At 42.6% G+C, this 25,434-nt stretch carries 28 protein-coding genes and 1 tRNA gene; 16 read left to right on the top strand and 13 right to left on the bottom strand.

Going from position 1 to position 25,434, the window contains the following annotated elements; all coding sequences use genetic code 11:
• Nucleotides 1-3 precede the first annotated feature (3 nt).
• Complete coding sequence (locus GVT53_RS15020) at nucleotides 4-1,350, bottom strand: NAD(P)/FAD-dependent oxidoreductase (RefSeq protein WP_166249312.1); 1,347 nt, start codon at nucleotides 1,348-1,350, stop codon at nucleotides 4-6.
• A 128-nt stretch (nucleotides 1,351-1,478) separates the two neighbouring features.
• Between GVT53_RS15020 and GVT53_RS15015 the strand changes: the two genes are divergently transcribed.
• From GVT53_RS15015 to GVT53_RS15005, 3 genes are all read left to right on the top strand, one after another.
• Nucleotides 1,479-2,492, top strand: coding sequence for a glycoside hydrolase family 113 (locus GVT53_RS15015; RefSeq protein ID WP_166249311.1), 1,014 nt, complete (start codon nucleotides 1,479-1,481; stop codon nucleotides 2,490-2,492).
• A gap of 101 nt (nucleotides 2,493-2,593) precedes the next feature.
• Nucleotides 2,594-3,520, top strand: coding sequence for an N-acetylmuramoyl-L-alanine amidase (locus GVT53_RS15010; protein WP_166249310.1), 927 nt, complete (start codon nucleotides 2,594-2,596; stop codon nucleotides 3,518-3,520).
• Nucleotides 3,521-4,543 carry an N-acetylmuramoyl-L-alanine amidase family protein gene (locus GVT53_RS15005; RefSeq protein ID WP_166249309.1) on the top strand — a complete coding sequence of 341 codons (1,023 nt, stop codon included), beginning with the start codon at nucleotides 3,521-3,523 and terminating at the stop codon, nucleotides 4,541-4,543.
• 5 nt (nucleotides 4,544-4,548) lie between these two features.
• On the opposite strand, the gene arsM is transcribed toward GVT53_RS15005, so the two are convergent.
• From arsM to GVT53_RS14985, 4 genes are all read right to left on the bottom strand, one after another.
• A complete protein-coding gene (arsM, locus tag GVT53_RS15000; RefSeq protein WP_166249308.1) occupies nucleotides 4,549-5,514 on the bottom strand; it encodes an arsenosugar biosynthesis arsenite methyltransferase ArsM in 966 nt (321 codons plus the stop codon).
• Nucleotides 5,511-6,326: a purine-nucleoside phosphorylase gene (locus tag GVT53_RS14995; protein ID WP_166249307.1), complete on the bottom strand. Its 816-nt coding sequence runs from the start codon at nucleotides 6,324-6,326 to the stop codon at nucleotides 5,511-5,513. The genes arsM and GVT53_RS14995 overlap by 4 nt, the downstream gene beginning before the upstream one ends.
• Nucleotides 6,323-6,937 (bottom strand): TIGR04282 family arsenosugar biosynthesis glycosyltransferase, encoded by a 615-nt coding sequence (locus tag GVT53_RS14990; protein ID WP_166249306.1) that lies wholly within the window; start codon nucleotides 6,935-6,937, stop codon nucleotides 6,323-6,325. The genes GVT53_RS14995 and GVT53_RS14990 overlap by 4 nt, the downstream gene beginning before the upstream one ends.
• A 608-nt stretch (nucleotides 6,938-7,545) precedes the next feature.
• On the bottom strand, nucleotides 7,546-7,773 hold the full coding sequence (locus GVT53_RS14985; protein WP_108245968.1) for a hypothetical protein: 228 nt from the start codon (nucleotides 7,771-7,773) through the stop codon (nucleotides 7,546-7,548).
• A gap of 291 nt (nucleotides 7,774-8,064) precedes the next feature.
• On the opposite strand from GVT53_RS14985, the gene GVT53_RS14980 reads away from it, so the two are divergent.
• Nucleotides 8,065-8,361 (top strand): hypothetical protein, encoded by a 297-nt coding sequence (locus GVT53_RS14980; RefSeq protein WP_166249305.1) that lies wholly within the window; start codon nucleotides 8,065-8,067, stop codon nucleotides 8,359-8,361.
• 84 nt (nucleotides 8,362-8,445) lie between these two features.
• Nucleotides 8,446-9,969 (top strand): GH3 family acyl-acid amido synthetase, encoded by a 1,524-nt coding sequence (locus tag GVT53_RS14975; protein WP_166249304.1) that lies wholly within the window; start codon nucleotides 8,446-8,448, stop codon nucleotides 9,967-9,969.
• Here GVT53_RS14975 and GVT53_RS14970 read toward each other — a convergent pair.
• The 6 genes from GVT53_RS14970 to GVT53_RS14945 form a co-directional block, all read right to left on the bottom strand.
• The gene (locus tag GVT53_RS14970) at nucleotides 9,966-10,595 is read right to left on the bottom strand and encodes a hypothetical protein (RefSeq protein WP_166249303.1); all 630 of its coding nucleotides are present in this window, start codon (nucleotides 10,593-10,595) and stop codon (nucleotides 9,966-9,968) included. The two genes, GVT53_RS14975 and GVT53_RS14970, sit on opposite strands and share 4 nt — an antisense overlap.
• A gap of 62 nt (nucleotides 10,596-10,657) precedes the next feature.
• On the bottom strand, nucleotides 10,658-11,122 hold the full coding sequence (locus GVT53_RS14965) for a hypothetical protein (RefSeq protein ID WP_166249302.1): 465 nt from the start codon (nucleotides 11,120-11,122) through the stop codon (nucleotides 10,658-10,660).
• A gap of 89 nt (nucleotides 11,123-11,211) precedes the next feature.
• Nucleotides 11,212-12,633 carry a cardiolipin synthase gene (cls, locus tag GVT53_RS14960; RefSeq protein WP_166249301.1) on the bottom strand — a complete coding sequence of 474 codons (1,422 nt, stop codon included), beginning with the start codon at nucleotides 12,631-12,633 and terminating at the stop codon, nucleotides 11,212-11,214.
• 139 nt (nucleotides 12,634-12,772) lie between these two features.
• On the bottom strand, nucleotides 12,773-12,982 hold the full coding sequence (locus GVT53_RS14955) for a hypothetical protein (protein WP_166249300.1): 210 nt from the start codon (nucleotides 12,980-12,982) through the stop codon (nucleotides 12,773-12,775).
• Between the two features lie 45 nt (nucleotides 12,983-13,027).
• Nucleotides 13,028-13,189 (bottom strand): DUF1328 family protein, encoded by a 162-nt coding sequence (locus GVT53_RS14950; protein WP_166249299.1) that lies wholly within the window; start codon nucleotides 13,187-13,189, stop codon nucleotides 13,028-13,030.
• A gap of 168 nt (nucleotides 13,190-13,357) precedes the next feature.
• Nucleotides 13,358-14,038: an SOS response-associated peptidase gene (locus GVT53_RS14945; protein WP_166249298.1), complete on the bottom strand. Its 681-nt coding sequence runs from the start codon at nucleotides 14,036-14,038 to the stop codon at nucleotides 13,358-13,360.
• Nucleotides 14,039-14,221: 183 nt separating this feature from the next.
• Here GVT53_RS14945 and GVT53_RS14940 point away from each other — a divergent pair, with 183 nt between their 5' ends.
• Nucleotides 14,222-15,259: a helix-turn-helix domain-containing protein gene (locus GVT53_RS14940; protein WP_166249297.1), complete on the top strand. Its 1,038-nt coding sequence runs from the start codon at nucleotides 14,222-14,224 to the stop codon at nucleotides 15,257-15,259.
• Here GVT53_RS14940 and GVT53_RS14935 read toward each other — a convergent pair.
• Nucleotides 15,256-15,720, bottom strand: a complete 465-nt coding sequence (locus tag GVT53_RS14935) for a hypothetical protein (RefSeq protein ID WP_166249296.1) — start codon at nucleotides 15,718-15,720, stop codon at nucleotides 15,256-15,258. The two genes, GVT53_RS14940 and GVT53_RS14935, sit on opposite strands and share 4 nt — an antisense overlap.
• A 95-nt stretch (nucleotides 15,721-15,815) precedes the next feature.
• Here GVT53_RS14935 and GVT53_RS14930 point away from each other — a divergent pair, with 95 nt between their 5' ends.
• The 3 genes from GVT53_RS14930 (at nucleotide 15,816) to GVT53_RS14920 (ending at nucleotide 17,369) form a co-directional block, all read left to right on the top strand.
• Nucleotides 15,816-16,049 carry a helix-turn-helix domain-containing protein gene (locus GVT53_RS14930; RefSeq protein ID WP_240905038.1) on the top strand — a complete coding sequence of 78 codons (234 nt, stop codon included), beginning with the start codon at nucleotides 15,816-15,818 and terminating at the stop codon, nucleotides 16,047-16,049.
• Between the two features lie 241 nt (nucleotides 16,050-16,290).
• Nucleotides 16,291-16,734, top strand: a complete 444-nt coding sequence (locus GVT53_RS14925; protein ID WP_166249295.1) for a hypothetical protein — start codon at nucleotides 16,291-16,293, stop codon at nucleotides 16,732-16,734.
• A gap of 227 nt (nucleotides 16,735-16,961) precedes the next feature.
• Complete coding sequence (locus GVT53_RS14920; protein WP_166249294.1) at nucleotides 16,962-17,369, top strand: cupin domain-containing protein; 408 nt, start codon at nucleotides 16,962-16,964, stop codon at nucleotides 17,367-17,369.
• 98 nt (nucleotides 17,370-17,467) lie between these two features.
• Here the strand turns inward: GVT53_RS14920 and GVT53_RS14915 are convergent.
• Nucleotides 17,468-17,540, bottom strand: a tRNA-Phe gene (locus GVT53_RS14915).
• A gap of 102 nt (nucleotides 17,541-17,642) precedes the next feature.
• Here GVT53_RS14915 and GVT53_RS14910 point away from each other — a divergent pair.
• From GVT53_RS14910 to GVT53_RS14880, 7 genes are all read left to right on the top strand, one after another.
• Nucleotides 17,643-18,371, top strand: coding sequence for a type III pantothenate kinase (locus GVT53_RS14910; protein WP_166249293.1), 729 nt, complete (start codon nucleotides 17,643-17,645; stop codon nucleotides 18,369-18,371).
• Nucleotides 18,372-19,628, top strand: coding sequence for a BamG family beta-barrel-assembly machinery protein (locus tag GVT53_RS14905; RefSeq protein WP_166249292.1), 1,257 nt, complete (start codon nucleotides 18,372-18,374; stop codon nucleotides 19,626-19,628).
• Between the two features lie 102 nt (nucleotides 19,629-19,730).
• Nucleotides 19,731-21,101 carry a hypothetical protein gene (locus GVT53_RS14900; protein WP_166249291.1) on the top strand — a complete coding sequence of 457 codons (1,371 nt, stop codon included), beginning with the start codon at nucleotides 19,731-19,733 and terminating at the stop codon, nucleotides 21,099-21,101.
• Between the two features lies 1 nt (nucleotide 21,102).
• Nucleotides 21,103-21,705 carry an LPS export ABC transporter periplasmic protein LptC gene (gene lptC, locus GVT53_RS14895; RefSeq protein ID WP_166249290.1) on the top strand — a complete coding sequence of 201 codons (603 nt, stop codon included), beginning with the start codon at nucleotides 21,103-21,105 and terminating at the stop codon, nucleotides 21,703-21,705.
• A gap of 1 nt (nucleotide 21,706) precedes the next feature.
• Nucleotides 21,707-21,910, top strand: coding sequence for a hypothetical protein (locus GVT53_RS14890; RefSeq protein WP_166249289.1), 204 nt, complete (start codon nucleotides 21,707-21,709; stop codon nucleotides 21,908-21,910).
• Nucleotides 21,911-21,912: 2 nt separating this feature from the next.
• The gene (locus tag GVT53_RS14885; protein ID WP_166249288.1) at nucleotides 21,913-23,202 is read left to right on the top strand and encodes a hemolysin family protein; all 1,290 of its coding nucleotides are present in this window, start codon (nucleotides 21,913-21,915) and stop codon (nucleotides 23,200-23,202) included.
• Nucleotides 23,203-23,286: 84 nt separating this feature from the next.
• Nucleotides 23,287-25,407 (top strand): peptidylprolyl isomerase, encoded by a 2,121-nt coding sequence (locus GVT53_RS14880; protein WP_166249287.1) that lies wholly within the window; start codon nucleotides 23,287-23,289, stop codon nucleotides 25,405-25,407.
• Nucleotides 25,408-25,434: the final 27 nt, after the last annotated feature.

Below are 25,434 nucleotides of genomic sequence, written 5' to 3'. Positions count from 1 at the left end.
CAATCAACCCAATTGGAAGATGCGTTTTAGGTTTTTCTTTTTCAGTTTGATGGATTTTCCAAAATCGGAATTGTATTTGGATACGATCTGCGATTCAAAGTTCTTATAGAATTCTGGGTCAAAATTGGCGTCGATAAGATGTTCCATTACAAAATCGATAGTTTTATTTTCACTGAGCCATCTGTCAAAAATTTCGTGGCGTAAACGAATGCCAAAGGTGTTGATGCCCAATAGCGTTTCGGAATGCTTATCAAAAGCAATGGTGATGCAAATTTTTTCTTTGGGATGCCTCCAATGGAAATGGGCTTCGTTTTCTTTTTTCTTTCTCTCTGGGAACACCCAACCATAGGTTTGGTACTCAATGTCCAGAAATTTGGCGGAGTTGAACCAGTGTCCGGGATTGTATGCCATACGGTTGCCGCAAATGGTTTGGGCCAGCGCTTCGCCCATCATCCGCCCCGTGTACCAAACCGCTTCAACGGGTCTTCTGTTACCGATAGCTTTGTGCTGTTCCGCACAATCACCAATGGCATACACATCTTCAACGTTGGTCTCTAAAAAACGATTCACTTTTACGCCACGGCCCAAATCGATGCCCGAATCTTTGAGAAAATCAATATTCGGTGTAACGCCGGCCGTCAACCCGACCAAATTACATTCAATTTCTTCTTCAGTTTCCAATGTCACGGATCTTACCCTTCCGTTTTCATCGGGGTTGATTTCCTTCAGCGAAACCCCCAAGCGCAAATCAATATGATGTTCCCGAATATGTTCGTTGATCATTTCCGATTCGCCCGAAGGCAACACGCTGTTCCAAAAACTCTTCTCTCGAACCAAAAAAGTAACGGGAATATTTCTGGTTCGGAGCATTTCTGCCAATTCAATCCCAATCAATCCACCACCTACTATGACGGCACGTTTGCAAACGGTGTTGTTTGGGGCATTTTCTTCCAACAATTCCAAATCCTGTTTGGAGTAGAGTCCTTGAACGCCATCCAAATCCTGCCCCGGCCATCCGAATTTGTTGGGTTTGGAGCCTGTGGCAATGATCAGTTTATCGTAGTTGAGGTCTGGCGCACCATTAATGTGAAGCAGTTTTTCTTCCGTATTTACCTTGGTGACGTAGCCATGAACCAATGCTATCCGGTTCTTCTTCCAAAAATGGTTCTCGTAGGGCTGGGTGTGCTCAAACTTCATGTGGCCCATGTACACGTACATCAAAGCCGTTCTGGAAAAAAAGTATTCAGATTCTGCCGAAACAATGGTGATTCTTTTGTCGGAAAGCTTTCGGATGTGCCTTGAAGCGGTAACACCTGCAATTCCATTTCCGATAATAACGATGTGTTCCATGGGTTGGGTTTGATTGTTTGATGTGTCGATTTTTTGGGTAAAAACTTAACATCAAAATGAAATTTAGTAAGAATTATGCAGCTTATTGCTTTTTTAAAATGATTATTTTAGAGGGGTTCACGATGATTATGAAGCAGCTGATTTTTTTAGGGGCCCTTGTTTTTGTCTCTTGTGCCAGTAGCAAGTTTGATAAGGTCAACGGCGTTAGTTTTGTGTCCTCTGGAGAAGAAGTGGCCCAGCATCATATCGACCCGGTTCTTGAGGTGCAGGCCAACTATGCCGCAATAATGCCTTTTGGGTTTATTCAGGATGTGGATTCACCCGAACTTATTTTTAATACGGACAGACAATGGTATGGTGAACGCAGGGAAGGAGCCAGGCAATACATAGAAAAGTTGCATCAAAATGGTATAAAGGTGATGGTGAAGCCCCAAATTTGGATTTGGGACGGGAAATTTACCGGTAATATGAAAATGCCATCCGAAGAAGAGTGGGAAAAACTGGAAGCTTCCTACGAAGATTTTATTCTGCTTTATGCCGAAATGGCCGAAGAAACCCAAAGTGATATTTTTTGTATAGGTACAGAGTTAAAGACATTCGTGGACGAAAGGCCTGAGTTTTGGAATGATTTGATTCAAAAAGTAAGAACGGTCTATAATGGAAAAGTGACTTATGCGGCCAATTGGGACGAATATGAAAAAACTCCTTTTTGGGCAGATTTGGATTATATAGGCGTAAACGCGTATTTCCCATTATGCGAAAAGCAAAACCCAACTGTTGAAACGCTCACCAAAGGCTGGCAACCTTGGAAAAGTAAGATGCGGGAATTGGCCGAACGGGTTGACAGACCGGTTTTATTCACGGAGTTTGGATACCGAAGCATGGATTTTACAGGAAAAAAACCTTGGTTGGTGGACCGTAACCAAGAGCGTGTAAACCTTGAGGCCCAAGCTAGGGCCACCCAGGTACTTTTCGACGAGTTTTGGAACGAGGACTGGTTCGCCGGAGGTTTTGTTTGGAAATGGTTTATGCAACACGACCAAGTCGGAGGCCGTGGGGACAACCGTTTTACGCCCCAGAACAAACCTGCCGAATCGGTGATACGAAGACAGTATGCGCAAGTAAAGAAATCGAGTATTTAGCATTAAGAAAAAGATTTGTCAGAAATTTTGTCAAGGATAAGACCAATCGTTTCTGTTTTTTCGCCATATTTGCAGTACATCCCACCCAAAATCATACAGTTATGAAATTTAGATTATCCCTTCTTTTTTGGGTTTGGGCCACTATATTCATTTTTGCACAGGAACATACATTTTACAATGTGGTTGCCGAGCAAGGAGACGGCATTTTTTCCCTATTGCGCAAACAAGGATTAGATCCTGCAAAACACTACGGAGAATTTTTAGAACTGAATTCGGACAAAATAACAGAAGGAACCGCCCTTAAACTTGGTGAGGAATACAAGGTTCCCTATGCCAGTGATTCATTTAAAAAAACAGGTGTTCTGGTAGAGGCCGATAAAGATGCCGAAGTTCCGATTTTTGATAAGGAACTGGGGCAAATGTCGCTGAAGAGCGAGAAACTAAAGGAAGCTGTTTATTACCTGATAGCCGACAATTCTTCGGTAGGGGAAGAGATGTTCGTGAACGATGTTACCAAACGTTTGGCGGCCGACCTAATGGTCAATGGAGCCAAGGTTTACATTATGGGAGAAAATACAAGCGATGGACAATCTTATGAAACTAGTGCGGAACTTATGGGCGATTACATCAAAGTGATCAACAAATGGTTTATTCAGAACAGGGGAAAATACCAAAGAGTGCTCATCATTCAATCAGAGAATGTAACCGATAGCGGAAATATGGAGGTGGCGGTTTATCATTACAACAAGAGCAGCCAAGGACAAAGGTTTGCTCAGAACATTCAGAACGTATTTAAGGAAAAAAGTATTTCCAATAGGACATCGGAGGAACCCAGCTTGATTTTTGAGGACAAGAATACCCTGTTTTTGGCTAAGAACATGCTGCCCGCCATTAGTTTGCTTACCGTAAAGGGCGCCGCCAAGACTTCCGAAAACAAAATATTCATCAAACCGGATAAAAAAGAATTTGCCAATTTGATTAGCAATGGCATTATTAATGATTATGCTGATGTAGAATTTGAGAATTAAATGAAGTTTTATTGGTCCGCCACATTTTTCAGCTTTTTATTTTTAGCCCAGTCCATGCTTTGGTCCCAAGAGGAATTTCCCAAAGTCATGGCACAAGAGGGCGACGGTATTTATTCGCTGCTTCGAAGACATGGAATAAGTCCCACAAAGCATTATAACAAATTTGTAAAACTAAATGAGGATGATTTGGGAGAGGATGAATCCTTGATTTTGGGCAGGCACTATCTTTTGCCGGATACTTTGGAGACGACAACGGTCGAAGTGAGGGATGAAGGCATTGCCTATTCCATTTTTGGGGAGGATTTTAAAAGGGTGGATGTCTCAAGCAATCGTTTGGACAATACCGTCTATTATTTGATTTCGGGACATGGTGGTCCGGACCCGGGGGCGGTAGAAAACCATAATGGCAAGTTGATCGCCGAAGATGAGTACGCCTACGATGTTACCCTCAGATTGGCCCGTGAGCTCATATCGCACGGTGCAGAAGTACATATCATTGTTGAAGATGAAAACGATGGTATTCGGGATAAAAGAATACTTGAGCTGGATACGGATGAAACCGTACAATCCAAACCTATTCCCTTAGATCATTTGGAACGTTTAAAACAGCGTACCAAGGCCGTAAACAATTTGTATGTGAAGAATTCCGGTAAATACCAACGCCTTTTGGTCACCCATGTGGATAGTAGGGGCGAGGGTACCAATATCGATGTGTTCTTTTACCATCACGAAAAGAGCACCAACGGGAAAAAGTTGGCCGAGAGCATCCATCAGACATTTTTGAGGAAGTACAAAAAATTTCAGCCCAACCGATTGTACAATGGCACTTTTATGGGGCGTAGCAGTTTGTACGTGGTCAAAAACACGCTGCCGGCCATGGCCTATATCGAAATTGGCAACATCAGAAACAAAAAGGACCAACGCAGAATTTTAGACCCTGATAACCGACAGGCACTGGCCAAATGGATTTCCGAGGGAATTTTGTTGGATTATGAATCTTCCAAGACGGAAATTTCAAAATAATTCAGCTAGCAGCATCCGCCACCATTATAGTGGTAGGTACTTTCACTGATAAAGATTTCATCCGAAGCATTGGCCAAAGCCGCCGCAGTTTTATCGCATACGGCCAATGGTTGGTTTTGTTGTAGCACGTGTCCTTTTTTATCATCAAAATAATCTTCGTTGCCAAAATAGATGGCCGTTTTGCCTGTAAAAACACAAGGTCCGTCTTCGGGCATGGGATCCTTTATGGCCGCAATTTCAATAGATTCGATATGGATGAGTTCTTTGGTAGGGTAATGGTTTGGAGATAACACCCTGTACGATCGTTTCCCACGAATCTCAATGGTGCCAAAACCCGCATCCGTCAAGACTTTCACGTAATCTTTCAATGGGATGCTGCCGCTCAGGCATTGGGCCCGGAGTCTATCATCGTTACGGAGCTCATCGCTCATGGGTTGCTCGCAAATGGGGTCGCTCATCACCAATCTACCATGGGGCTTCAATACCCGGTACATTTCGGAAACGGCTTTCTTCAGATCTTCTATTTTAAAAATATTGAAGAGACAGTTTTGGGCGGCCACATCCATACTTTCATCATCAACAGGTAGGTTTAAGGCATCTCCTTTGACCAAGTTGACATATTCACTTTTGAACCAATCGTTTTCTTCTTCCGCTATTTTGAAGTTTTTTCGGGAAGCTTCCAGCATTTCATCCACGGAATCCACCCCGGTAACACCCCCTGTTTGTCTGGAAAAGTAGGAGAACTGAAGCAGTTCCATTCCACCGCCGACCCCTACGTACAATACTTTTGGACTGTTCACCAGATCCTGTGCGGAAACGGTGCTGCCGCAACCATAGTTCATCTCCTGCATGATCTTGGGAATGGACAGCCCCGGAAATTGCCAAATGGGGTTGGTGGTGCAGCAAAGTCCAACATCTGGGGTCAATGCAGCCTCTTTGTAAAGGTTTTGGGTGGCATCTAAATAGCTCATAGTTCTTTGATCAGTTCTTTGAATAGTTTAATCATTTTTGGCTCCGTTTGCCCTGCGATCTTTAAAATCTCCTCAACTTCAACGGGTTCTAGGTTATCTGGGTCGCATTCATCGGTCAACACGGATACCGCTACAATGGGTAGTCGTAAATGATTGGCAACTATTACTTCGGGAACCGTGCTCATTCCCACGGCATCAGCACCCATGATCTTGAGCATCCGGTATTCGGCCTTGGTTTCCAGTTGCGGGCCTACCACGGATGCATATACTCCTTTTTTCAAAGAAATTTGCTCGCGATCGGCAATGGCTTCGACTTTTTTGCGCATTTCTGGATCGTAGGGCTCGCTCATATCCACAAAACGGTTACCGAATTCCGAAACATTTTTGAAGGCCAAAGGTGAACCTCCTTGCAGGTTGATGTGATCCTCGATCAACATGATATCCCCTTTTTTAAAGTCAAGATTCACCGCCCCGGCAGCATTGGAGACAAACAGATTTTTTATGCCGAGTTCGTGCATAACACGGATGGGATAGGTGATATCCAAAAAATCATACCCTTCGTAAAGGTGAAAGCGTCCTTGCATTACGACCACCTTTTTGCCCTCGATGGTGCCGTAGATCAGTTTGCCCGTGTGGAATTCCACCGTGGCCAAAGGAAAATAGGGGATGTGATTATAATGTGCCTCGATGGGCTCTTGAATGTCATCCACCAGTTGCCCCAGCCCAGTACCTAGCACAATACCGATTTCGGGGGTTTCAAAACCTCTTTTTTTAAGGTATTCAACGGATTCCGCTATCTGTTTTTTTGTCATTTTCTTATATGTTTTAAAAATGGCGCAAAGGCCTTAATGTCCTTGATATCTTCGTAATGGTCAACGTCGTTTTTTTCTTGGAGAAGGGCTGTTTTTTCACCTTTAATATCGGAAAGCGTGTCCGCTAGTACCGAATCGGTGCCCCATTTTTTGTTTTGGAACAAAGCTGTCCTTAAAGATTTCATTCCCAAAAGATAGTAGCCGCCATCTTCTGCTGGCCCTACAACATAGTTGTGGTCTTTTAATTTTGAAAAAGCTTCCTCCAAATCAGATTGGTTTAAATGATACATATCGCTCCCGATAATGATAATGTTTTTGAACCCTGCATCGAAGCCTTCCTTAAAAGCGTTCAGCATCCGTTCGCCAAGATCATTGCCGACCTGAAGCTTTTTCTGATACACATCGCTCGTCCAAATGTCATCTTCCCAAATCTCTTCCGAATAGTAGACCCATTTTTCAACTTCTAGATCTTTGGTGAACGACAGGGTCTTCTCCAACAAAAATGTATAAATGTCCAAAGCGGCCCGGTCGCCCACTTTGGCGGCCAATCGGGTCTTGCATTTACCAAGTTCGGGATTTCGCGTAAGGATTAAAAGTAGGTTTTTGCTCAACTTTTTTGGATTTAGCTAAGATTGAAAAACGCTGTTTAAAGATAGAGAGTAATTTTGAGGGTAAGGTATTTTCCCGGGCGATTTTTTTATCCGGGGCATCAACCGGCCCAAGTGTTTTAAGTATGGGGAACAAAACAAAAAGGACCCCTAAAAAGGGATCCCGCTGAGACATATTACCAATGGTGATGATTTTTGATTGATGGGTCGGTGTTTAGTATGGCTAATTAATGTAGAAGTATATACTGCTTAAAAGAAAGTAAACGGACAAGGCAATTGCTACATACCAAAAAAGGTATCCCAATTTTGCTTCGATTGTGTTCATTTTTTTGAGTGTTTGTTATTTAGCTGAGTTAAAACTACACACCTAAATTATCCAAAACAAACGCCTCTACAATCCATATTTTTATTGGTTGCAGTAATTGGGACATAATTGGTCGGAAAAGTTATGTAAATGGGAAAAGTATATTTTTTGGCAATAAGAAAAACTGCCTAAAAAATCTTATTCGTTGAAATACAGTGGTTTATAAGTGTTTGGAGGGAGGGGAAATAGAGTTTATGGAAGGATGTTTGCTTCTGGACGAACCATGCATCCTCCCATAAAATTTGGTTTATGCCAAAGGCGAACCTTTGAGCCGTTTTTCTATTTTGCGCTTTTTAGCGGTAATATTCTTCATGGTTTCCATTAATTTGGAATCCTTGGTCTTTTTATAAATCTCGTTGATGGAAAGAATCAAGCTCTTTGCTTCTCTGGAGGCCTTAACCCTATCGCTGGTGGACATGTGGCTCATTGGCCTTTTTTCAAACTCTTCCGCCTTTTCTAGTAATTCGTGGGTCATTTTTTGTTTTTAAAATTATTCGCAATCGGCTAAATATAAGAGTTAGTTTGATATTTTTTGCCTATACAACCATTTGATTTTCATATTTATGAAAACATTAAGAAGTCTTTTGTTGAAGTGTTGGAAAAATCTAAATGAGAGGGCGATAAGAGTGTTAATCTATTGATATCCTGTGTTAACAAGCACTGGTTAAAATGTTCAATACTATAGAATAAAAAATTCAATGTTAATTTAACGTTTCGTAATTGTAAATTAAACATTGTTTGTGCTATTTTTGTTCAAAATTTTGACTTGGAAATAATCTGGAACAATTCAGGGACCGAAAGGAGCATGAGCCATCAGCGCAGGATCAATTTGGAGTATGCGGTGCGGCTTCAGGTGGTAAAGATATTGATAAAAGAGGCCGAACACCTCATGAATTATCTTTCTTTGGTGACGATTGAAATAAACTCGTCCAACGGTAATGTTTCGGTGCATAAGGAAACACCGGAGCCCCTTTATTCCAAAATTGCCATCAACTTGGAGCAGCCTTCTTGCAAGAAAGTCCCCGATACCTCGTCACCCGTACTTGCAGCCGTAAATTTTTAAGATCATTTAAGTCGATCAAAAAATGGATTGAGTGAATCCCAATGTACAGATGTGGGTAATTTTACATGACTAAAATTATTCGATATGGCTATTATTGGGAACATTATTAAGGGAGTTATAGAGGCTAGGGAAGCCTTGAGCGGGGACCCCAGTCCTGTTGAAGAACAAAAAAAGGTGCTCATAGAATTATTGGAGAGCGCCAAGGATACCCAATTTGGAAAGCACTATGGGTTTGCGTCCATTTTAAAGTCCGATGACGTTCAAGAAGCATTTAGCGAGGCCATACCGTACCACGATTACAAAAAAATTACAGAGGAGTGGTGGAGCAAGACGATTGCCGGTGAGCCTGACGTGACTTGGCCCGGAAGCCCCGATTTTTTTGCCCTCAGCTCCGGAACCACGGGCAAGAAATCCAAAAGGATACCCGTTACCGAAGATATGGTCGATTCCATTACCCGGGCTGGAAGGCACCAGGTATATGCGATGAGCAATTTTGATATGCCCGCCGACTTTTTTGAGAAAGAGATCATGATGCTGGGAAGTTCCACCAACTTGCAGGAACGCGATGGCAAAAAGGAAGGGGAGATCAGTGGGATCAGTGCCAGCAATATTCCGTTCTGGTTCAAAAAGTACTACAAGCCCGGAGACCAAATTGCCAAAATAGACGATTGGGACGAACGGGTACTGTCCATAGCCAAAAATGCCAAAAATTGGGACATAGGCGCCTTGAGCGGTATCCCATCGTGGATGGAGCTGATGCTCAAAAAAGTAATCGACTATCATAATGTGGACAATATTCATCAAATATGGCCCAATTTGCGGGCCTATACGTCCGGGGGCGTTGCATTTGATCCTTACGAGAAAAGTTTCAATGCCCTGTTGGCACATCCCATTCAAATAATCGATACCTATTTGGCCTCCGAAGGATTCTTTGCCTGCCAGAACAGGCCCGAGACCACGGCAATGAAATTGATTACGGACAATGGAATCTATTTTGAGTTTGTTCCCTTTGAGCCCAAATATGTTAACCAAGATGGTTCGTTGACAGATGATGCTCCTTCAATTACCTTGGATAATGTAGAGGAAGATGTGGATTATGTTCTGATCATATCTACCGTTTCAGGTGCTTGGCGTTACATTATTGGCGATACGATTGCCTTTACGGATGTGGAAAGAGCAGAAATAAAGATTACCGGGCGTACCAAATTTTTCCTGAACACGGTGGGCTCCCAGCTTTCCGTGAACAAACTGAACGATGCCGTGAAGCACTTGGAAGAGGAACTCGATATTAAGGTGCCGGAATACACGCTCTGCGCCAAACGTTTTGATGATGGCTTTTACCACTCATGGTATCTGGGTTCCGACAGTAAATTGGATGAAGGGAAAACGGCAGATGTTCTGGACAAATACCTCAAGGAAGCGAATAAAAACTATAAAGTGGCCCGTAGCAAGGCCCTGGAAGGGGTAAAGGTGAACTTTGTGCCCAAGCAAATGTTCGCTGACTGGAACGGAGCCAACAAGAAAAAAGGCGGACAGGTAAAAATGGAACGTGTTATGGGAGAGGAACGTTTTAAGGAATGGGAGGATTTTGTGTCGCAAAAGGCTTAACCGTTCCCTTGTATTGAATCCAGTTCCTTGACCATTTCCATGATCTCATCGGGAGAAAGGTAATATTGCTTGATGCGTGCCTTGTAGGTCTCGTCGATTTCCGAGTTGTCGAGGATAAACCGTTTTGTTTTCAGAATGTATTCGGACATGCCTCTGGAAACGGCAAAGGAGTCGGCGGCGCGTTCGGCCTTCTTTACAAATTCTTTCAAAAGCACGTATCTGATGCCAAACCCTATCAGGTTGAGGTTGCCCCGTTGTTGGTAGTCCATAACGTGCCCAAGTTCGTGGCCTATCCATCCGATCAAAACATCTTTTGGTACATCAACGGTCTTGAATTCTTCGCCGGATATCTTAAAGTTTTCGCTGATCAAAATCACGTAGCTGCGCTTGCTCTTGGGCTTAAGAAGTCCGCTCCAAGTGGGCTGGGCCTGCATCACCGATTTTTTGATGTTCTTTTTAAACTTGAACTCAATGGGAATGCCATCGAGGTCGGGAAAGTACCCCATGGCGATCAGTACCTCTTGTTCAATGCTTTTTGGTATGGTATTTTTTGGTTCTTTCAAAATAATGACAACTAAAAATACCGATATAAATAGTAGGAAGAGTAATTTTAGTTTTCTTTTCAAAATTAAAGGGTTAAAAAAAGGGCAAATTATAATTTGCCCTTTTTATGTAAGTTATGTTCTTCTTAAAATTGGTACCTGAGCCCAAGTGCTATATCTAGGTCAAGGTCATCGGAATAATTATCGTTGAAACCGATTTCCGGCCTCATGTCCAGCGAAATCAACAATGGAATATTGAAATCGTATTCGATACCAATATCTCCGGCGATCAGGGCAAATGCCCCATCATTTTCACCGGCGTCAAAAGATCCTACTCCACCACCGGCACCTACGTACCAGTTAAAGCCTCCATCTATGGGCATTACCCATTGGTACAGGCCTACCAATTTAAAGGCTTCTACATTATCGGAATCCCTCCAGCCAAGGTCGAACTCCAATCGGTTGTTCTCGTGCAGGTAGCGTTGATAGGAGATTTCCCCACCAAAACCGTCGTTGTCGCCCACTCTGATACCCAATGCATTTTTTGATATGCTCTGCGCGCTAAGGGCTGTAGCTCCGATAAAAAATAGAAATAAAATTGCGTTTTTCATGATAGTTTTATTTTGATACAAAGGTAGTTTTGTCCCAAAAATCTACTTAGCGCAAATGAATCAATGATTGATTCAAATCAAGAGAAAAATCAAATGACCGGTTTAAAGAACTTGAAAAGGCCCTCGAGAAACCTGAGCCATATTGTTCTGTTGCGATAGCGTTCCAAGGTGACCAGGTCGGCCCTATCGCAAAGTTTTTTGAACTCACTGATCATTTCGGAAGTGATTTTTTTGTCGTAGATAAGAATATTGGTCTCGTAATTGAGCTCAAAACTGCGAATATCAAAGTTTCCGGAACCTATGGAGACCAGGTCGTCGTCCACGACCATGATCTTGCTATGGGAAAAGTCTTCCCGTAAATAAATTTTGATCCCTACTTCCAATAATTCTTCAAAATGGGAGAACATGGCGAATTTTGCTGCTTGGGAATCCGATTTTTTGGGCACCAAAAGGCTAATTTCAACTCCCTCCATGGCTACGATTTTCATGCTTTCCAAAAAGGCCTCGCCCGGAACAAAATAGGGGTTGGCTATGTAAATCGATTTTTGGGCCTGGTTCATCATCCCAATATATTGCTGCATTATGGTCGGGTGCTTGGAATCCGGTCCACCGGCCACTACCTGTGCATCCACATCACCTGCCCTTTGCTGTTCGGAAAGATAATTGGAGATATGGAAGTCCTCTTTGTTGCTCGCAAAAAAATAATCCTTAAGAAAAACCATGTGCAGATCGTTCACAATGGGGCCGTGCAGCATTAAGTGGATGTCTTTCCATTTGCCCAGTCCATTCTGCCGTGTTATGTATTTGTCGGATACGTTCACGCCCCCGGTAAAGGCGATTTCGTTGTCGATGATTACGATTTTTCGGTGGTTCCTAAAATTCAACGAGAACAGGAGGTTCTTCAGTCGGATGGGCATAATGGGGTATATTTTTACACCAATGTCCTCAAACTTTTTTCGGGGCCGGCCGCGTAATTTGTAGCTTCCCAACGAGTCGTAGATAATGCGCACCTCCACACCTTCCTCGATTTTTCTTTTGAAGAGCTCCAGCATTTTGTCCAATAGGGTGCCTCTTTCCAAAATATAATATTGGACATGTATAAATTTTTGGGCCTTTTCCATGGCCTTGAACAGTGTGTTAAAGGTTTCGCCGCCATCTTGTAGCGCGGTGATCTTGTTGCCCGTTGTTGCCTTGGTGTTGGAACTGGTGTTGATGAGCCTGCTCAATCTTTTTTTTCGGATATCGTCCTCAAAATTTGTAGTATGCTTTTTTTGTGACGATGTTGTTGGAAGGCCGTACTTTTTTCTTTTCTCGAATTCCTTGGGGTTGAAGAATTTGAATTTACGGCGGTTGACCCCAAAGAGGTAGTAGAGTACTGCGCCAAGTATGGGCAGGGCGATTATGGTCAACGCCCAACTAATGGATCTGGACGGCCTTCTTCCGTGGTAGATTATTGCGCCTATGGCCCAGATGGAAGATAGCACATAAACAATGGTGAAGGTTGTTTTCAAAGAAAAATGGCGGTGTTAGTTTCTTCTAAGGTAGAATGAATTACCCTATTATTCACATGTTTTTTTGGAAACTTGCCCAATCAAAAAAACCCTGACAAATATTTGCCAGAGTTTTTCTTAGTGTGTGTCAATGGTATTTTTATTGAGGGCTGTCGTCCGTAGCATCCTCCACTTCGTCCTCAACATCTTCGGCGGCATCTTCTATGCCATCCCCAACGTCTTCAGCGGCATCCTCTACCTCTTCGATAGCCTCTTCTGCTTTATCTTCTTTGGTCTCTCTGCAACTGGTCATACTCAAGGTAAGTGCCATTGCTATTAAAATTCCGAATAAACTTATTGATTTTCTCATGGGTCTCTATTTAAGGGTTAATGATCTTATTTGTGTGTGTATATTTTATAGTCTCTTTCTTCCTGTGATCAACGAAATGATGAACAGGACGATGAATATGAAGAATAAAATCTTGGCTATGCTTGCCGCTCCTGCAGCGATTCCACCAAAACCGAATACACCGGCTATAATGGCCAAGATGATAAAGATGATTGTCCAACGTAACATAATAGTCGTGTTTTTAAGTTAGTGCCCGATTATCCTTTAACCAGTACATTACAAATGTCGCTTACTTTTTGTTGCATGTTTGCCGCTTTCCGATCATATATTGACTCAAAAAGGTGGAAATGTTAAAATGCTGTTGCAGAGGCGATTTTGCTGCGGTCGTAAATTGTTTTAAAATAAAGAACCCATCTGCATGTTGGAGGCAAGGTTCCTTAAAAAGAACTCATTGGATATACGTTTTGCCTTCAAGGGCGTTTTATGGGGTTCTTTAATGATGCGGTAAAGACTTTCAGTATCGGAATCCTCGCCCAACCAAGTGGAGGCTCTTTCCTTGGGAACGATAACCGGGGCCAGATTGCTTATGTTGTGGTAGTTGGAAATAAACGGGTCGGTTTTGCCGACGATCAAGGCGGTGCACAAAAAGCCATCGTCCAAAATGTTGTAGGTGCCCGCCAAATAAAATGGCCTTTCCGATGGCTGGCAGATATAATAACTGCAGGTATTGCCGTTCTCCAGCAAGTGTGTGTAAAAACCGGTAACAATGATCAAACAGCGCCGTTGTGTAAAGGAGTCCCTCATCCACGAAACGCTTTCCAGTTCCTCCATTTTAACGTTCAGCGTGTTGGCATTGTCCTGGAAAATCTGCCAATCCTCTTTAAAATCCTGGGGCATTAGGCCCCATATGGCAAAGGTTATCTCATTTTTGTTTTCCATGGTCACCACACTTATATTGGTTTCGTGAAAACCATTTATCAACGGGTTTGGGGTATAGAGGTTCGGGTATCTGAAGGGGATTTCAAACTCATTTTCAATCCCATCCTTGCTCGCTTCATTTGAAAGTTTGTAGATCATATCTTCTGGAATATGACTTCAAGTAAAAAAAAGATGCGCAAAATGGTTGACTCAAACAATTTTAATCGTGTTGCTTTTGATAAATGCGGCCGTTCTTGAACAACGGTTCTTGTGCAAAGGCCAACAAAGAGTATATTTATAGGATTTACACCGATAACCGAACATAAAGTCAGTTTACACCCAATGATACAAATTAAGGTACAAGCCCAAGATACTGCCGAGTCCGTGGAGCAGATCAAAAATGTTTTGGGCGGAGAGATAGAGGAGCAGTGGGGGCAGCATGCACTAAAGGTATCCAACAGCAAGGCAAAGGGCAGCATACGTTTTATAACTTTTGACTGGGGCGTGAGCCTGTTGGAGCTGGACATTGTTTTTTTTGATGAGGTTTTGATAGAGGTGGACACATCGGATTACAACCCGATAAACTTTTATTACTGTCTGGAGGGCTATTGCGGCCATAAGTTCGGGTACCAGCCCGAGGATAAGATCAAGATCATGGAACAGTTCCAGTCCGTTATACTTACCAATAGGGACGGTGGGGTCATGGACCGGTATTTCCCCAAGGATGTAAAAATTTCCCAGACCGTGATCCAGGTGCGCAGAAAACCGTTTTTGCGCAAAAGGTTGAACCAAGGCGAAGAACTGAATAAAAAACTGTACGAGGTTTTTTTGGATACCGACCACGAAAAGGTATTTGCCTACTACGGCTCCTATAACCTAAAAATGGCAGAGGTGGTAACGGCCATAAAAAAGGTAAAGACCAAGGGCATGATCCGCATTATGATGATCGAGGGGTTGGTGTACCAAATCCTATCCATGCACATGGTACAGCACAATAAGGAGGTGCTGGACAAACGGCCGCAGACCAGTTTGTTGAAGAGGGAATTAAAGGTTGTCCGCAACTTTGCCAAAAAAATAGAGAAGAACATCGCCAAGGATTTCTCGTTGGAGGATATTTCGGCCGAGACCGGGCTCACCCAGGCCAAACTACAGGAAGGGTTTAAGCTGCTCTACAACAAAACGGTAACGGAATACATACGGCATGCCCGTTTGGAGCTGGCAAGGAACTACATTGCCACCACCGAAATGAACATCTCCGAAGTGGTCTACTCCATTGGGTTTACCAGTAGAAGTTATTTTTCCAAGATTTTTAAGGAGAAGTTTGGGCTGAGCCCCAGTGAATTCAAGAACAACAAAAAAAGTGCCCAGGTGGGGGGCTAGCCTTTGTTGTGCAGCTTCAACGATTTTTCTGGAACGGGCGCACAGAGCTCTTTTAGGTCACAAATGCCTAGGTAGGTGTGCGTAACCTCCACCCTAAGCGAAGGGTCCGGGGCATCTATCCTAAAGGATAGCACCAATTTTTCTTCATCTATAAACAGTTTGCCGTGGTCCAAGGGGCGTGGCAGGGACAGCATTTCCACATGATGGAATTTTTGGGTTTTGGGTATCCGGAACTGAAAGGAAAAGCTGAACACTAGATTGTCCGGTACGGTTAGTTCCGCCAAACTTTGGCAAGGCATTTTTTTAAGGACAATGCGGCTATGCGGGCGATGCACATGGTTTAGGAACTGCCCGTTTTGGGAGTTGTGGATTGCTAGGGTTGCAAAAGTGATCTGCAACGGGGCAGGGGAGGTTTGGTGGAGGTGGTTGGTTAATGTGGATGAAATAGGATGTGATGGCATGGTAGGTAATTTTAATGATTGGGAATCTTCAAATTTAGACAAAATGACGTTTACGTCATTAATTTCGATACCTAAAATTTTGACATTGCTGTCGTATGATGGACAACGACGACCAAAATGTTGATTTTTTAAAGGACTTAGCTAGCCGGATTAAGGGCTTGAGAGAAGCTAAAAATCTTACCCAAGAAGACGCCTACAATGATACTGGAATCCATTTTGGACGAATTGAAACTGGCAAATGGGACCCAAAATTCAGTACCATCAAAAGAATTTCCACTTATTTTAACTTGAGCATCACTGAGTTTTTTGCTGAGGGTTTTGATGGGTAAATCAGTTTGATTGTGAGTTTTATTCCTAATTTGTGGGGTATATGGATGTATTTTGCATCCATATAAATAAGTTGTAAAGTGCTTTGACTAACCATATGAATCAAACGTTATTAATGGCAATTCTATCACCAATTCTAATTACAGTAGGCGGAATTGTATCTTGGATTCTAAAATCGAAAAAAGAGGAGGTTTTAAATTCGGAGTCTATATCTCGGGAATTCAAAATTGAGTTAAGAATACGATGAAAAAAAAGTATGCTCTAAAAGAATATTTACCTGTAATTCTCCTATTCCTCTTTCTAATTGGGTTTATTATTTATACAATTATTAAAAAAGGGAAATATGAAGAAATCTACTTAAGTGAAGAATTTGACGAGAGAGTAATAGATGTTTTCGAAGAAAAAGGAAACACATATTTATTCCTGACAAATAGAAATGACCGAATTAAAATCGAAAACAGTCGGAATTATGACTACGAACCTGCGTTTCTATATGATTTTATAAAAGAGAACGACCGAGTGCTTAAAAACAAATGTTCTGATACTCTTTACATAGAAAGAAGCTCAAAAAACTATCATTTTCTTATTGGAAGCACAGTGTACAATCGGGAAGGAAAATCAAAGGAATTTATCCAAAATTCTCTGAGCGAAAGAGCAATAATGAATGAAAGAAATGATTGTAATTAAAAATAGAACTTAATAAAAAACGAACACGTAACAAAGAACTGAGTTAAAAAACAAGTTCTTTTAAGTCAATTTCGAGACGTAGTTCTCAATGGAACAGCACTGGCTTATATAGGCCATGCTCGCTTCGCATGAAATTTGGGTGGTGAAATCTTGGGTGTGACCATTTTACGTCAGCTAAAAACTAAACTAACAAACTAAATTATTGAACTCGATAGAAACGGAATAGAATGGAACATAAAAATAATAATGCAGACCCATTAATATTGGAAGAAGGACAAGGACGGGTTTATAACTGTGGTACAATGACTGCAATTTTTAAGGCGGACGAAAACGAGACCAACGAAAAGTACAGCGTTTCGGAATGGTGGCTGGAACCGAATTCTGACGGACCAGGTGCACACCGGCACGAAGAAAACGATGAAATTTTTTATGTTCTTGAAGGTACGACTTCCATATTGATCGGAGAAAACTGGATAGACGCCATAAAAGGAACATTTATAAGAATTCCGGCCAAAACCATTCATGATTTTAAAAACAGAACCGACCGTAAAACAGGGGTTCTGAACTTTTTTATTCCCGGCGGATTTGAACGGAATATGCCCTCAATCGTGAAATGGTTTGAAGAAAATAAATGAAAAGCCTACCGCACAACATGGTTTATGAGTAATAGCGGTTTAAGATAGCAAGTGGGTGTAAACAAAAAACCCGCAAACACAGTTTGCGGGTTTTTTTGTGGTACCTCCAGGAATCGAACCAGGGACACACGGATTTTCAGTCTGTTGCTCTACCAACTGAGCTAAGGTACCAAGCTTTATTAAGCGGGTGCAAATATAATTTCAAAATTAGGATATACAAACAAAAACCCGAAAAAAAGGTTTTGATTTTTTTCAATTCCCGACCTTTGTAGCATGAATCTGGTAATCGACATAGGCAATACGTTGATCAAATACGCTGTTTTTGAGAACGGAAGCATGATCTATAACCATAGTTTCGAATCCGTATTGTTCCTATCCAAAATAAAGGAACTGTTCGAGAAATACCCTAGGATAAACAAGGCCATACTGTCCTCCGTAGGTAAATTGGACCGTAAGGAACGGGACGTTGTGGCCCTTTTTTGCAAGGTGCACGTGCTCTCCAGCGATTCCAAAATGCCCTTTAAGAACAGTTATGCCACTCCGCAGACCTTGGGCGTGGACCGCTTGGCGCTCGCTGCCGCAGCGTATTACCAAAATCCTCGGGGCAACACCTTGGTGATCGATGCCGGTACCTGCATTACCTACGATATGGTGAACAATGCGGGCGAATATGTGGGCGGCGCCATTTCTCCCGGCATTCGGATGAGGTACCGTGCCATGCACGAACAAACGGCCGGGCTTCCGCTCTTGTCGCCGGACGAGCTTTTGGATTTTATTGGCAACAGTACTGAAACGTGCATGCACAGCGGCGTTATAAACGGAGTGGCCCAAGAAGTTGATGGGGTGATCGGCCAATATCGATCTCGTTTTCAACATTTAACAGTTATTTTAACAGGTGGGGACTCCCATTTTTTTGCCAAAAGGCTAAAAAACACCATATTTGCGAACTCCAAATTTCTCTTGGAAGGTCTAAATTGCCTACTGGAATACAATACAAATTGAATGATTAAAAAGATTCTGATTGCTTTTCTCTGCGTGGTTGCACATGGAGTGTTTGCACAAAATGGAACCATTTCGCCATATTCCTACTTTGGTATAGGCGACCACAGGGACAACGGGGCAGTGGATACCCAAATGATGGGTGGCGTGAGTATGTATGGGGATAGTATCCATATCAACCTTTCAAATCCGGCCGCATATTCCAAACTTAGATTAACCGCTTACACGGCAGGAATATCCCATAAAGAGTACAGGCTTAAAAGCTGGGACGAGCAACAAAATGCCTCCGTCACAAATTTGGATTACCTCTCCATAGGTTTTCCATTGGCCAGAAACGTTGGGTTTGGGTTTGGTTTAATGCCCTTTTCATCGGTTGGTTACAGTTTGACATCCACCTCCGCAAACGGAGAGATCACCAATGTTTTTGAAGGGGAAGGAGGGCTTAACCGTGTGTATGCCTCCATAGGGTTTGAACCTATTAAAAACCTCAGCCTCGGGGTCACCGCAAACTTTAACTTTGGAAACTTGGAATATCAAAGAGTGCAAAGTGTGGAAGGAGTGCAGTTCGGGACCCTGGATAATCGTGAATCCAGCGTTAATGGCTACGATTTTAATTATGCCCTGAACTATACCCCCACGATCAAGGATAAATATACACTATACACATCCGTACTCATCAATACACAGGGAAACCTTGTTTCCAAGAATAACCAGACTTTGGGGTCGTTTTCACTCTCGAACGGTAATAATGTTGAAGTAGTGGATGTGGACTTGGATGCATCCAATCTCAGAAACACCGAATTAAAGATACCTACAAGGACCACCATGGGGCTTGGTTTTGGTGAGAACAAAAAATGGTTTTTAGGGGCAGAGTACAGTTTTCAAAAAATGAGCGATTTTGAAAACACCTTCCTTGGGTTGGACAATGTAGACTATTCCGATGCCAGTACCTATGCGTTAGGAGGGTACTGGATACCCGACTACCGTGCCCTTACAGGCTATCTTAACCGAATCACATATAGGGCCGGATTACGATATGACGTAACCGGAATGGTCGTGAACAATAAAGAAATAAACAACTTTGGCATAACTTTTGGATTGGGTTTACCGTTGGGTGCGGACTTCTCTAACCTAAACGTAGGTTTTGAACTGGGAAGGCGCGGAACAACAGATGCAAACCTTATTGAAGAGAGTTATTTTAAAATTAACCTTGGTTTATCGCTAAATGCTAGATGGTTTGTTAAAACAAAAATAAATTGATAGGCCTTTTTTTAAAAATTTGATAAATAACCACCCATATAAGGTCCTTAAAAAGGATTTTTTAATGAAAATTTGTACTTTAACAGCTTTAAAATTAGAAAGATGAAAAAGAGACACTACTTAACAATGATAATGGTCACTATGTTGACGGGATTAAGTATGGCCCAAGCACAGAACCCCGAGTGTATGACCAATCTGTCGATTTACGCAGAACACGTAAAGGTGAAAAACTATGATGCAGCTTACGAACCATGGAAAATGGTGTACGAAAGTTGCCCGGACATCAACAAGGCAAACTTCTCTTATGGGGAAAGAATCCTGAAGGCAAAGATAGAGAGTTCCACAGGAGCCGACAAAGATGCATATTTACAAGATTTGTTGTCCTTGTACGATAATAGTCTAAAGTATTTCCCCACCAAATACACCAAAGCGGGAGTGGCCATCGACAAAGCATTGTTGATGTACGAGAATAAAATGGCTTCCGATGAAGAATTGTTCAATATGTTGGACAAAGCTTTCCAAGAAGACCAAGAAAACTTTAAAAACCCGAGGGCATTGTACCTATACTTCTCAAGTTTGGTAGACTTGCACGGAGCTGGTAAAAAAGATCTTCAGGATGTATTCAACACATACGATGACGTAACGGGAAAAATCGAGGAAGAGAACAAGCAATTGACGGGTGTTGTGACCAAATTGTTGCCAAAGGATTCATTGGGAACCTTGACTTCCAAAGAAAAAAGTACACTTAGGGCAGCAACCGTAAACTCCGAGTCCTACGGTAAAGTGGCCAGCAGTGTGGATTCCAAATTGGGAGCACTTGCCGATTGTGATAACCTTATCCCATTGTACGAAAAAAGTTTCGAAGAAAAGAAAGGCGATGTTAAATGGGTAAAACGTGCCGTGGGAAGAATGTTCTCCAAAGAATGTACGGACGACCCAATGTTCAGAAAATTGTTCGAGGCCCAATTGGCTTTGGATCCATCTGCCGATGCATATATGTACGGTGGTGTGCTCAAGCAAAAGTCCGGTGATATGAACGGGGCCCTTGCAGATTTCAACAAAGCAGTAGAGTTGGAAACCGACTCCTACAAAAAATCTGAAATCCTATACAAGATCGCAACAACCGTTAGGAACAGTAGTTCTTCACAAGCAAGGAGCTATGCGATGAAAGCTATCGATGCCAACCCTGCCAACGGGAAAGCATACTTGTTGATAGCCACACTTTACGGAAACAGTGCCAATGCCTGTGGGGATACCCCATTTGAGAAAAGGGCAATTTATTGGAAGGCAGCCGCCATGGCAAGAAAAGCGGCAACCGTGGATCCTGCTTTGAGTGGTCGCGCAAGCCAACTAGCAGCCAATTATGATGCCAAAGCCCCTTCTAAAGAAATGATCTTTAGCTCAGGAAAAGCAGGTCAGACCATTTCTTTCAGCTGTTGGGTAGGAGGTAGCGTTACCGTACCTAATCTATAAGGTGAAACAAAAATTAAAACATATTTTAAAGAGCTTTGCCACGGTTTTTACCGTGGCAATCCTTTTTATGTCCTGTGGTGACGATTACGAAAGAGTGGGCGAAGAAGCCGTAAAACCACTATTTCCGCAAGGCATTGCCCAAAACTTTACCCTTACCTACACAGAGACAGTGGAAGCGATGAGTTCCCAAGACTCGGCAAATACCAGGGTAATTGCAGTGTTGACCAGCCCACTGTCCGAGGACTTTGACAACCAAACCTTTAAATTCCGTACCTTCCCGGAAGGATTACAGGTTGATTTTTACGATGAAAAAAACAACAAAAGTGTGATCGTTGCCGATTATGGTATCGTATATTCACAGACCAATTTGATAGATTTGCGGGGAAATGTGGTGATCAATAGTCATGATGGTAAAAAATTGGAGACCGATCAGTTATATTTCGACCGAAAGAACAATTGGATATTTACCGAAGCCTCCTTTAAATATACAAACCCAGAGGACGGCACCGTAATGGATGGTGAGGGTATGGATTTTAATAAGGATTTTACCTTTTTTAAGGCCCATAAAACCTACGGGTTAATGACGATTAAAGAAGAAGAATAGGATGATCAAAATTTTAAGATACACGGAATACCTTTATTTGGCAGTGGCCGCCATATCCGTTTACAAGATTGCAACACTTTGGAGCATTGATCCAAAGGAAACCTACATATTTATCTTCTTTGCCGTGGTATCCATAGCCATGTTCGTTTTTAGGAGAAGATATCGGAAGCGCTTTGAGCAACGAAACAAGGATAATCAACAATAACATTGGATTCCTCCGTGATCATCATAATTCTTTCTCTGCTGTTTTCGGCGTTTTTTTCGGGAATGGAGATAGCCTTCGTTTCCGCCAATAAGATCCATATTGAGATTGAAAAAAAGCAAGAAGGATTTTTGGCGAAGGTACTCACCTTACTTACCGATAAGCCTTCAAAATTTATTGCCACCATGCTTATCGGCAACAATATCGCACTGGTAATTTATGGGCTATTTATGGGAGATATGCTCATGGAATGGTTCCAGAGCTTGGTCCCCACCAATTTGCAGTTCATTAATATACTGCTAACGGATTTTAGCTTGTTGGCACAGACCATAATCTCCACCCTGGTTATTTTATTGACGGCCGAGTTTTTGCCAAAGGTTTTTTTTCAGATATATGCCAATGTGCTGATCAAGGTGTTTGCGGTGCCGGCCTATATCTTCTATCTCTTGTTCTCCGTAATCTCTTGGTTCGTTATCAAGGTATCCGACTTTATACTAAGGATATTCTTCAAAACGGAAGGGGATGAGGTGCAGTTGTCCTTTACCAAGCTGGAATTGGGAGACTATATCAACGAACAGATGGAAACCGTACAGGAAGAGGACGACGTGGATTCCGAAATACAGATATTTCAGAATGCATTGGAATTCTCGACCGTAAAAGCGAGGGAAGTAATGGTGCCCAGAACCGAAATTACGGCGGTGGAACTCAATGAAACCCCTAAAAACCTAACAAAACTCTTTACTGAAACAGGCTATTCAAAAATTCTGATTTTTAAGGATAGCATCGACGAAATTATAGGTTATGTACACTCTTACGAACTGTTCAAAAAACCAAAGACCATCAAGAGTATATTGCTTCCTGTGGAGTTTGTTCCGGAAACCATGCTCATTCAGGACATCTTGAACGTATTGACCAAAAAGCGTAAGAGTATGGCGGTTGTTCTCGATGAATATGGTGGTACCTCCGGTATTTTGACCGTCGAGGACATTATCGAGGAACTTTTTGGTGAAATTGAGGACGAGCACGATTCCACAGACCTGCATGAAGAGCAAATCGGCGAGAACGAGTACAAGTTCTCTGCCCGGATGGAGGTGGACTACATCAACGAGCAGTACAAATTAGAGCTTCCTGAAGGAGAAGAATACGAAACATTGGGCGGTCTCATCGTAAATCAGACAGGAGAAATCCCGGAACAGGATTCAGAGGTGACCGTGGACAACTTCACCTTCAAAATTTTGGAGGTGTCCAACACCAAAATAGACCTGGTAAGTGTGCGCGTTCATACTGAAGATTAATAATTTCCACCCTGTTTTTAGCTTTCCTATTTGAAAAGAAAGTGGTATTTTCGCCCACTGAATTCAAAAAAAACAAGCAGTAAAATGGCAATATTAGAGAATATTAGAAAACGGACAACAGTTCTTATTCTAATTATTGGTTTGGCGTTGTTCGCATTCGTAATATCGGGAGTATTCAGCAGCAATAATTTTTCTGGTGGAAAAGTAGGCTCCTCGGTTGCAGAAGTAAATGGGGAAAATATTCCAATTGACGAGTTTAGAGCTCAGGTGGAAACGGCCTCCCGAAGATACGGTCCGTCCGTTACCTCCACCCAGTTGGTGAACATGGTTTACGATCAAGAAGTGAGAAGGGCCATCTTGAACCAACAGTTCGAGGATTTGGGCATTGATGTGGAAAGCGATCAAATCGTTGATTTTGTCAGAACTTCAGGTTATGCGCAGATTCCAGATTTCCAGGATGAGAACGGTGTGTTCAACGAACAAGTCTTTAAAAGTGCCATTGCCGACTGGAAGGCCAACGACCCTTTGCGTTACGATGCATGGTTGCAGGATGAGGAATCCATCATTCAGGCCGCTAAGGAGCGCATGTATTTCAATTTGGTTAAAGGAGGGGTTACTGCTACCCTGACCGAAGGTGAGTTGAACTACGACATGGCCAACAACAAGGTGGACATGCAATATGTTCGTATTCCTTACACCTCAATTCCAGATAGCACTATCGAAGTTTCCAAAAGTGATATCCAAGCCTATATCAACAATCACAAAGCCTTGTTCAAGCAAGATAAAGCGCGTGATATCCGTTTCGTTTATTTTGAAGAAAAGCCATCAGCCGAAGATGAGAACAGTGTAAAAACCGCAATAACTTCGCTAATGGACAGCTCTGTGGAGTATTCAGAGGCAAAAGATGCCAACGATACCATCCTAGGATTTAGGAACACTACGGACATGGCCGCTTTCTTGGACAGACATTCCGATACCAAGTTCGATACCATTTATAAGGCCAAAAAAGACCTTCCTTCCGTAGTTGCCGATACATTGATGGCGATGAGCGTTGGGGAGATATACGGCCCCTATAAAGATGGAGATGCTTACAAAGTATCCAAAGTAATGGACAGAAAAGAAAATGGAACCGTAAAAGCAAGCCATATTTTGATTACTTGGGAAGGTGCAGAACGTGCCAACCCATCCATTACCAGAACCAAGGAGGAAGCCGAAGCCGAAGCAAAAAGATTATTGGCCGAAGCCAAGAAAGAAGATGCTGTTTTTACGGCACTTGCACGGGATAATTCAGACGGACCATCCGCTCCACGTGGAGGTGACCTAGGGTATTTCCAAGAAGGCGTAATGGCCGATGAATTCAATGATTTCTGTTTTGGAAACCCAACAGGGACAGTTGGTTTGGTGGAAACCCAATTTGGATACCACGTAATCAAGGTTGATGACAAGCAAGATGTGATTCAGGTAGCAACATTGTCGAGAGAAATTGAGCCATCGGAAGAAACAATCAATACCTTGTTCACCGATGCCACCAAGTACGAAATGGCAGTTATGGATGCAGAGCCGGAAGACTTTGGCGACATTGCAAGAGAAAGTAGCTACACCGTTCGTCCAGTGAACAAAATCAAGGAAATGGAAGAGAACCTTCCGGGCCTTGGTTCCCAGCGTAGCATTGTACAGTGGGCATTTAACGAGGATACCAATGTTGGTGACATCCGACGTTTTAATGTAAACAACGGTTACGCCGTGGTGCAGTTGACCAAGAAGTACAAAAAAGGGCTAATGGCACCCGAAGATGCCTCGGCAACCGCGTTGCCGGCCATCAGAAAGGAGCGCAAAGCAGAACAAATTATTGCTGCCAACAAAGGCAAGGCGATGGATGCGATTGCTTCGGATAATGGCGTAAGCGTAAGCACTGCTTCTGCGGTTACATTGTCCTCTCCAACATTGCCAGGGGCAGGGAGAGAGCCATTTGTTGTTGGAAAAGCGTTTGCCATGGAAAAGGATCAGACTTCTGATTTGCTCGAGGGAAGTACCGGTGTTTACATGATCAAAGTAACCAATAAAACGGAAGCTGCCGATGTGGAGAACTATAGCACCTATGCACAAAACCTACAAACAAGTGCTGCTGCCAGAGTAAATGGGTCAGTGTACAATGCTTTAAAAGATAAGGCAGAAATAGAAGACAAGAGGGCTACATTCTACTAGGATTGGCCAAAAAGATAACAAAAAGCC

This window comes from Flagellimonas oceani (assembly GCF_011068285.1).
Taxonomy (GTDB): domain Bacteria; phylum Bacteroidota; class Bacteroidia; order Flavobacteriales; family Flavobacteriaceae; genus Flagellimonas; species Flagellimonas oceani.
The sequence above is the reverse complement of the archived record's forward strand: the minus strand, read 5'-3'. Positions and strand labels throughout refer to the sequence as shown.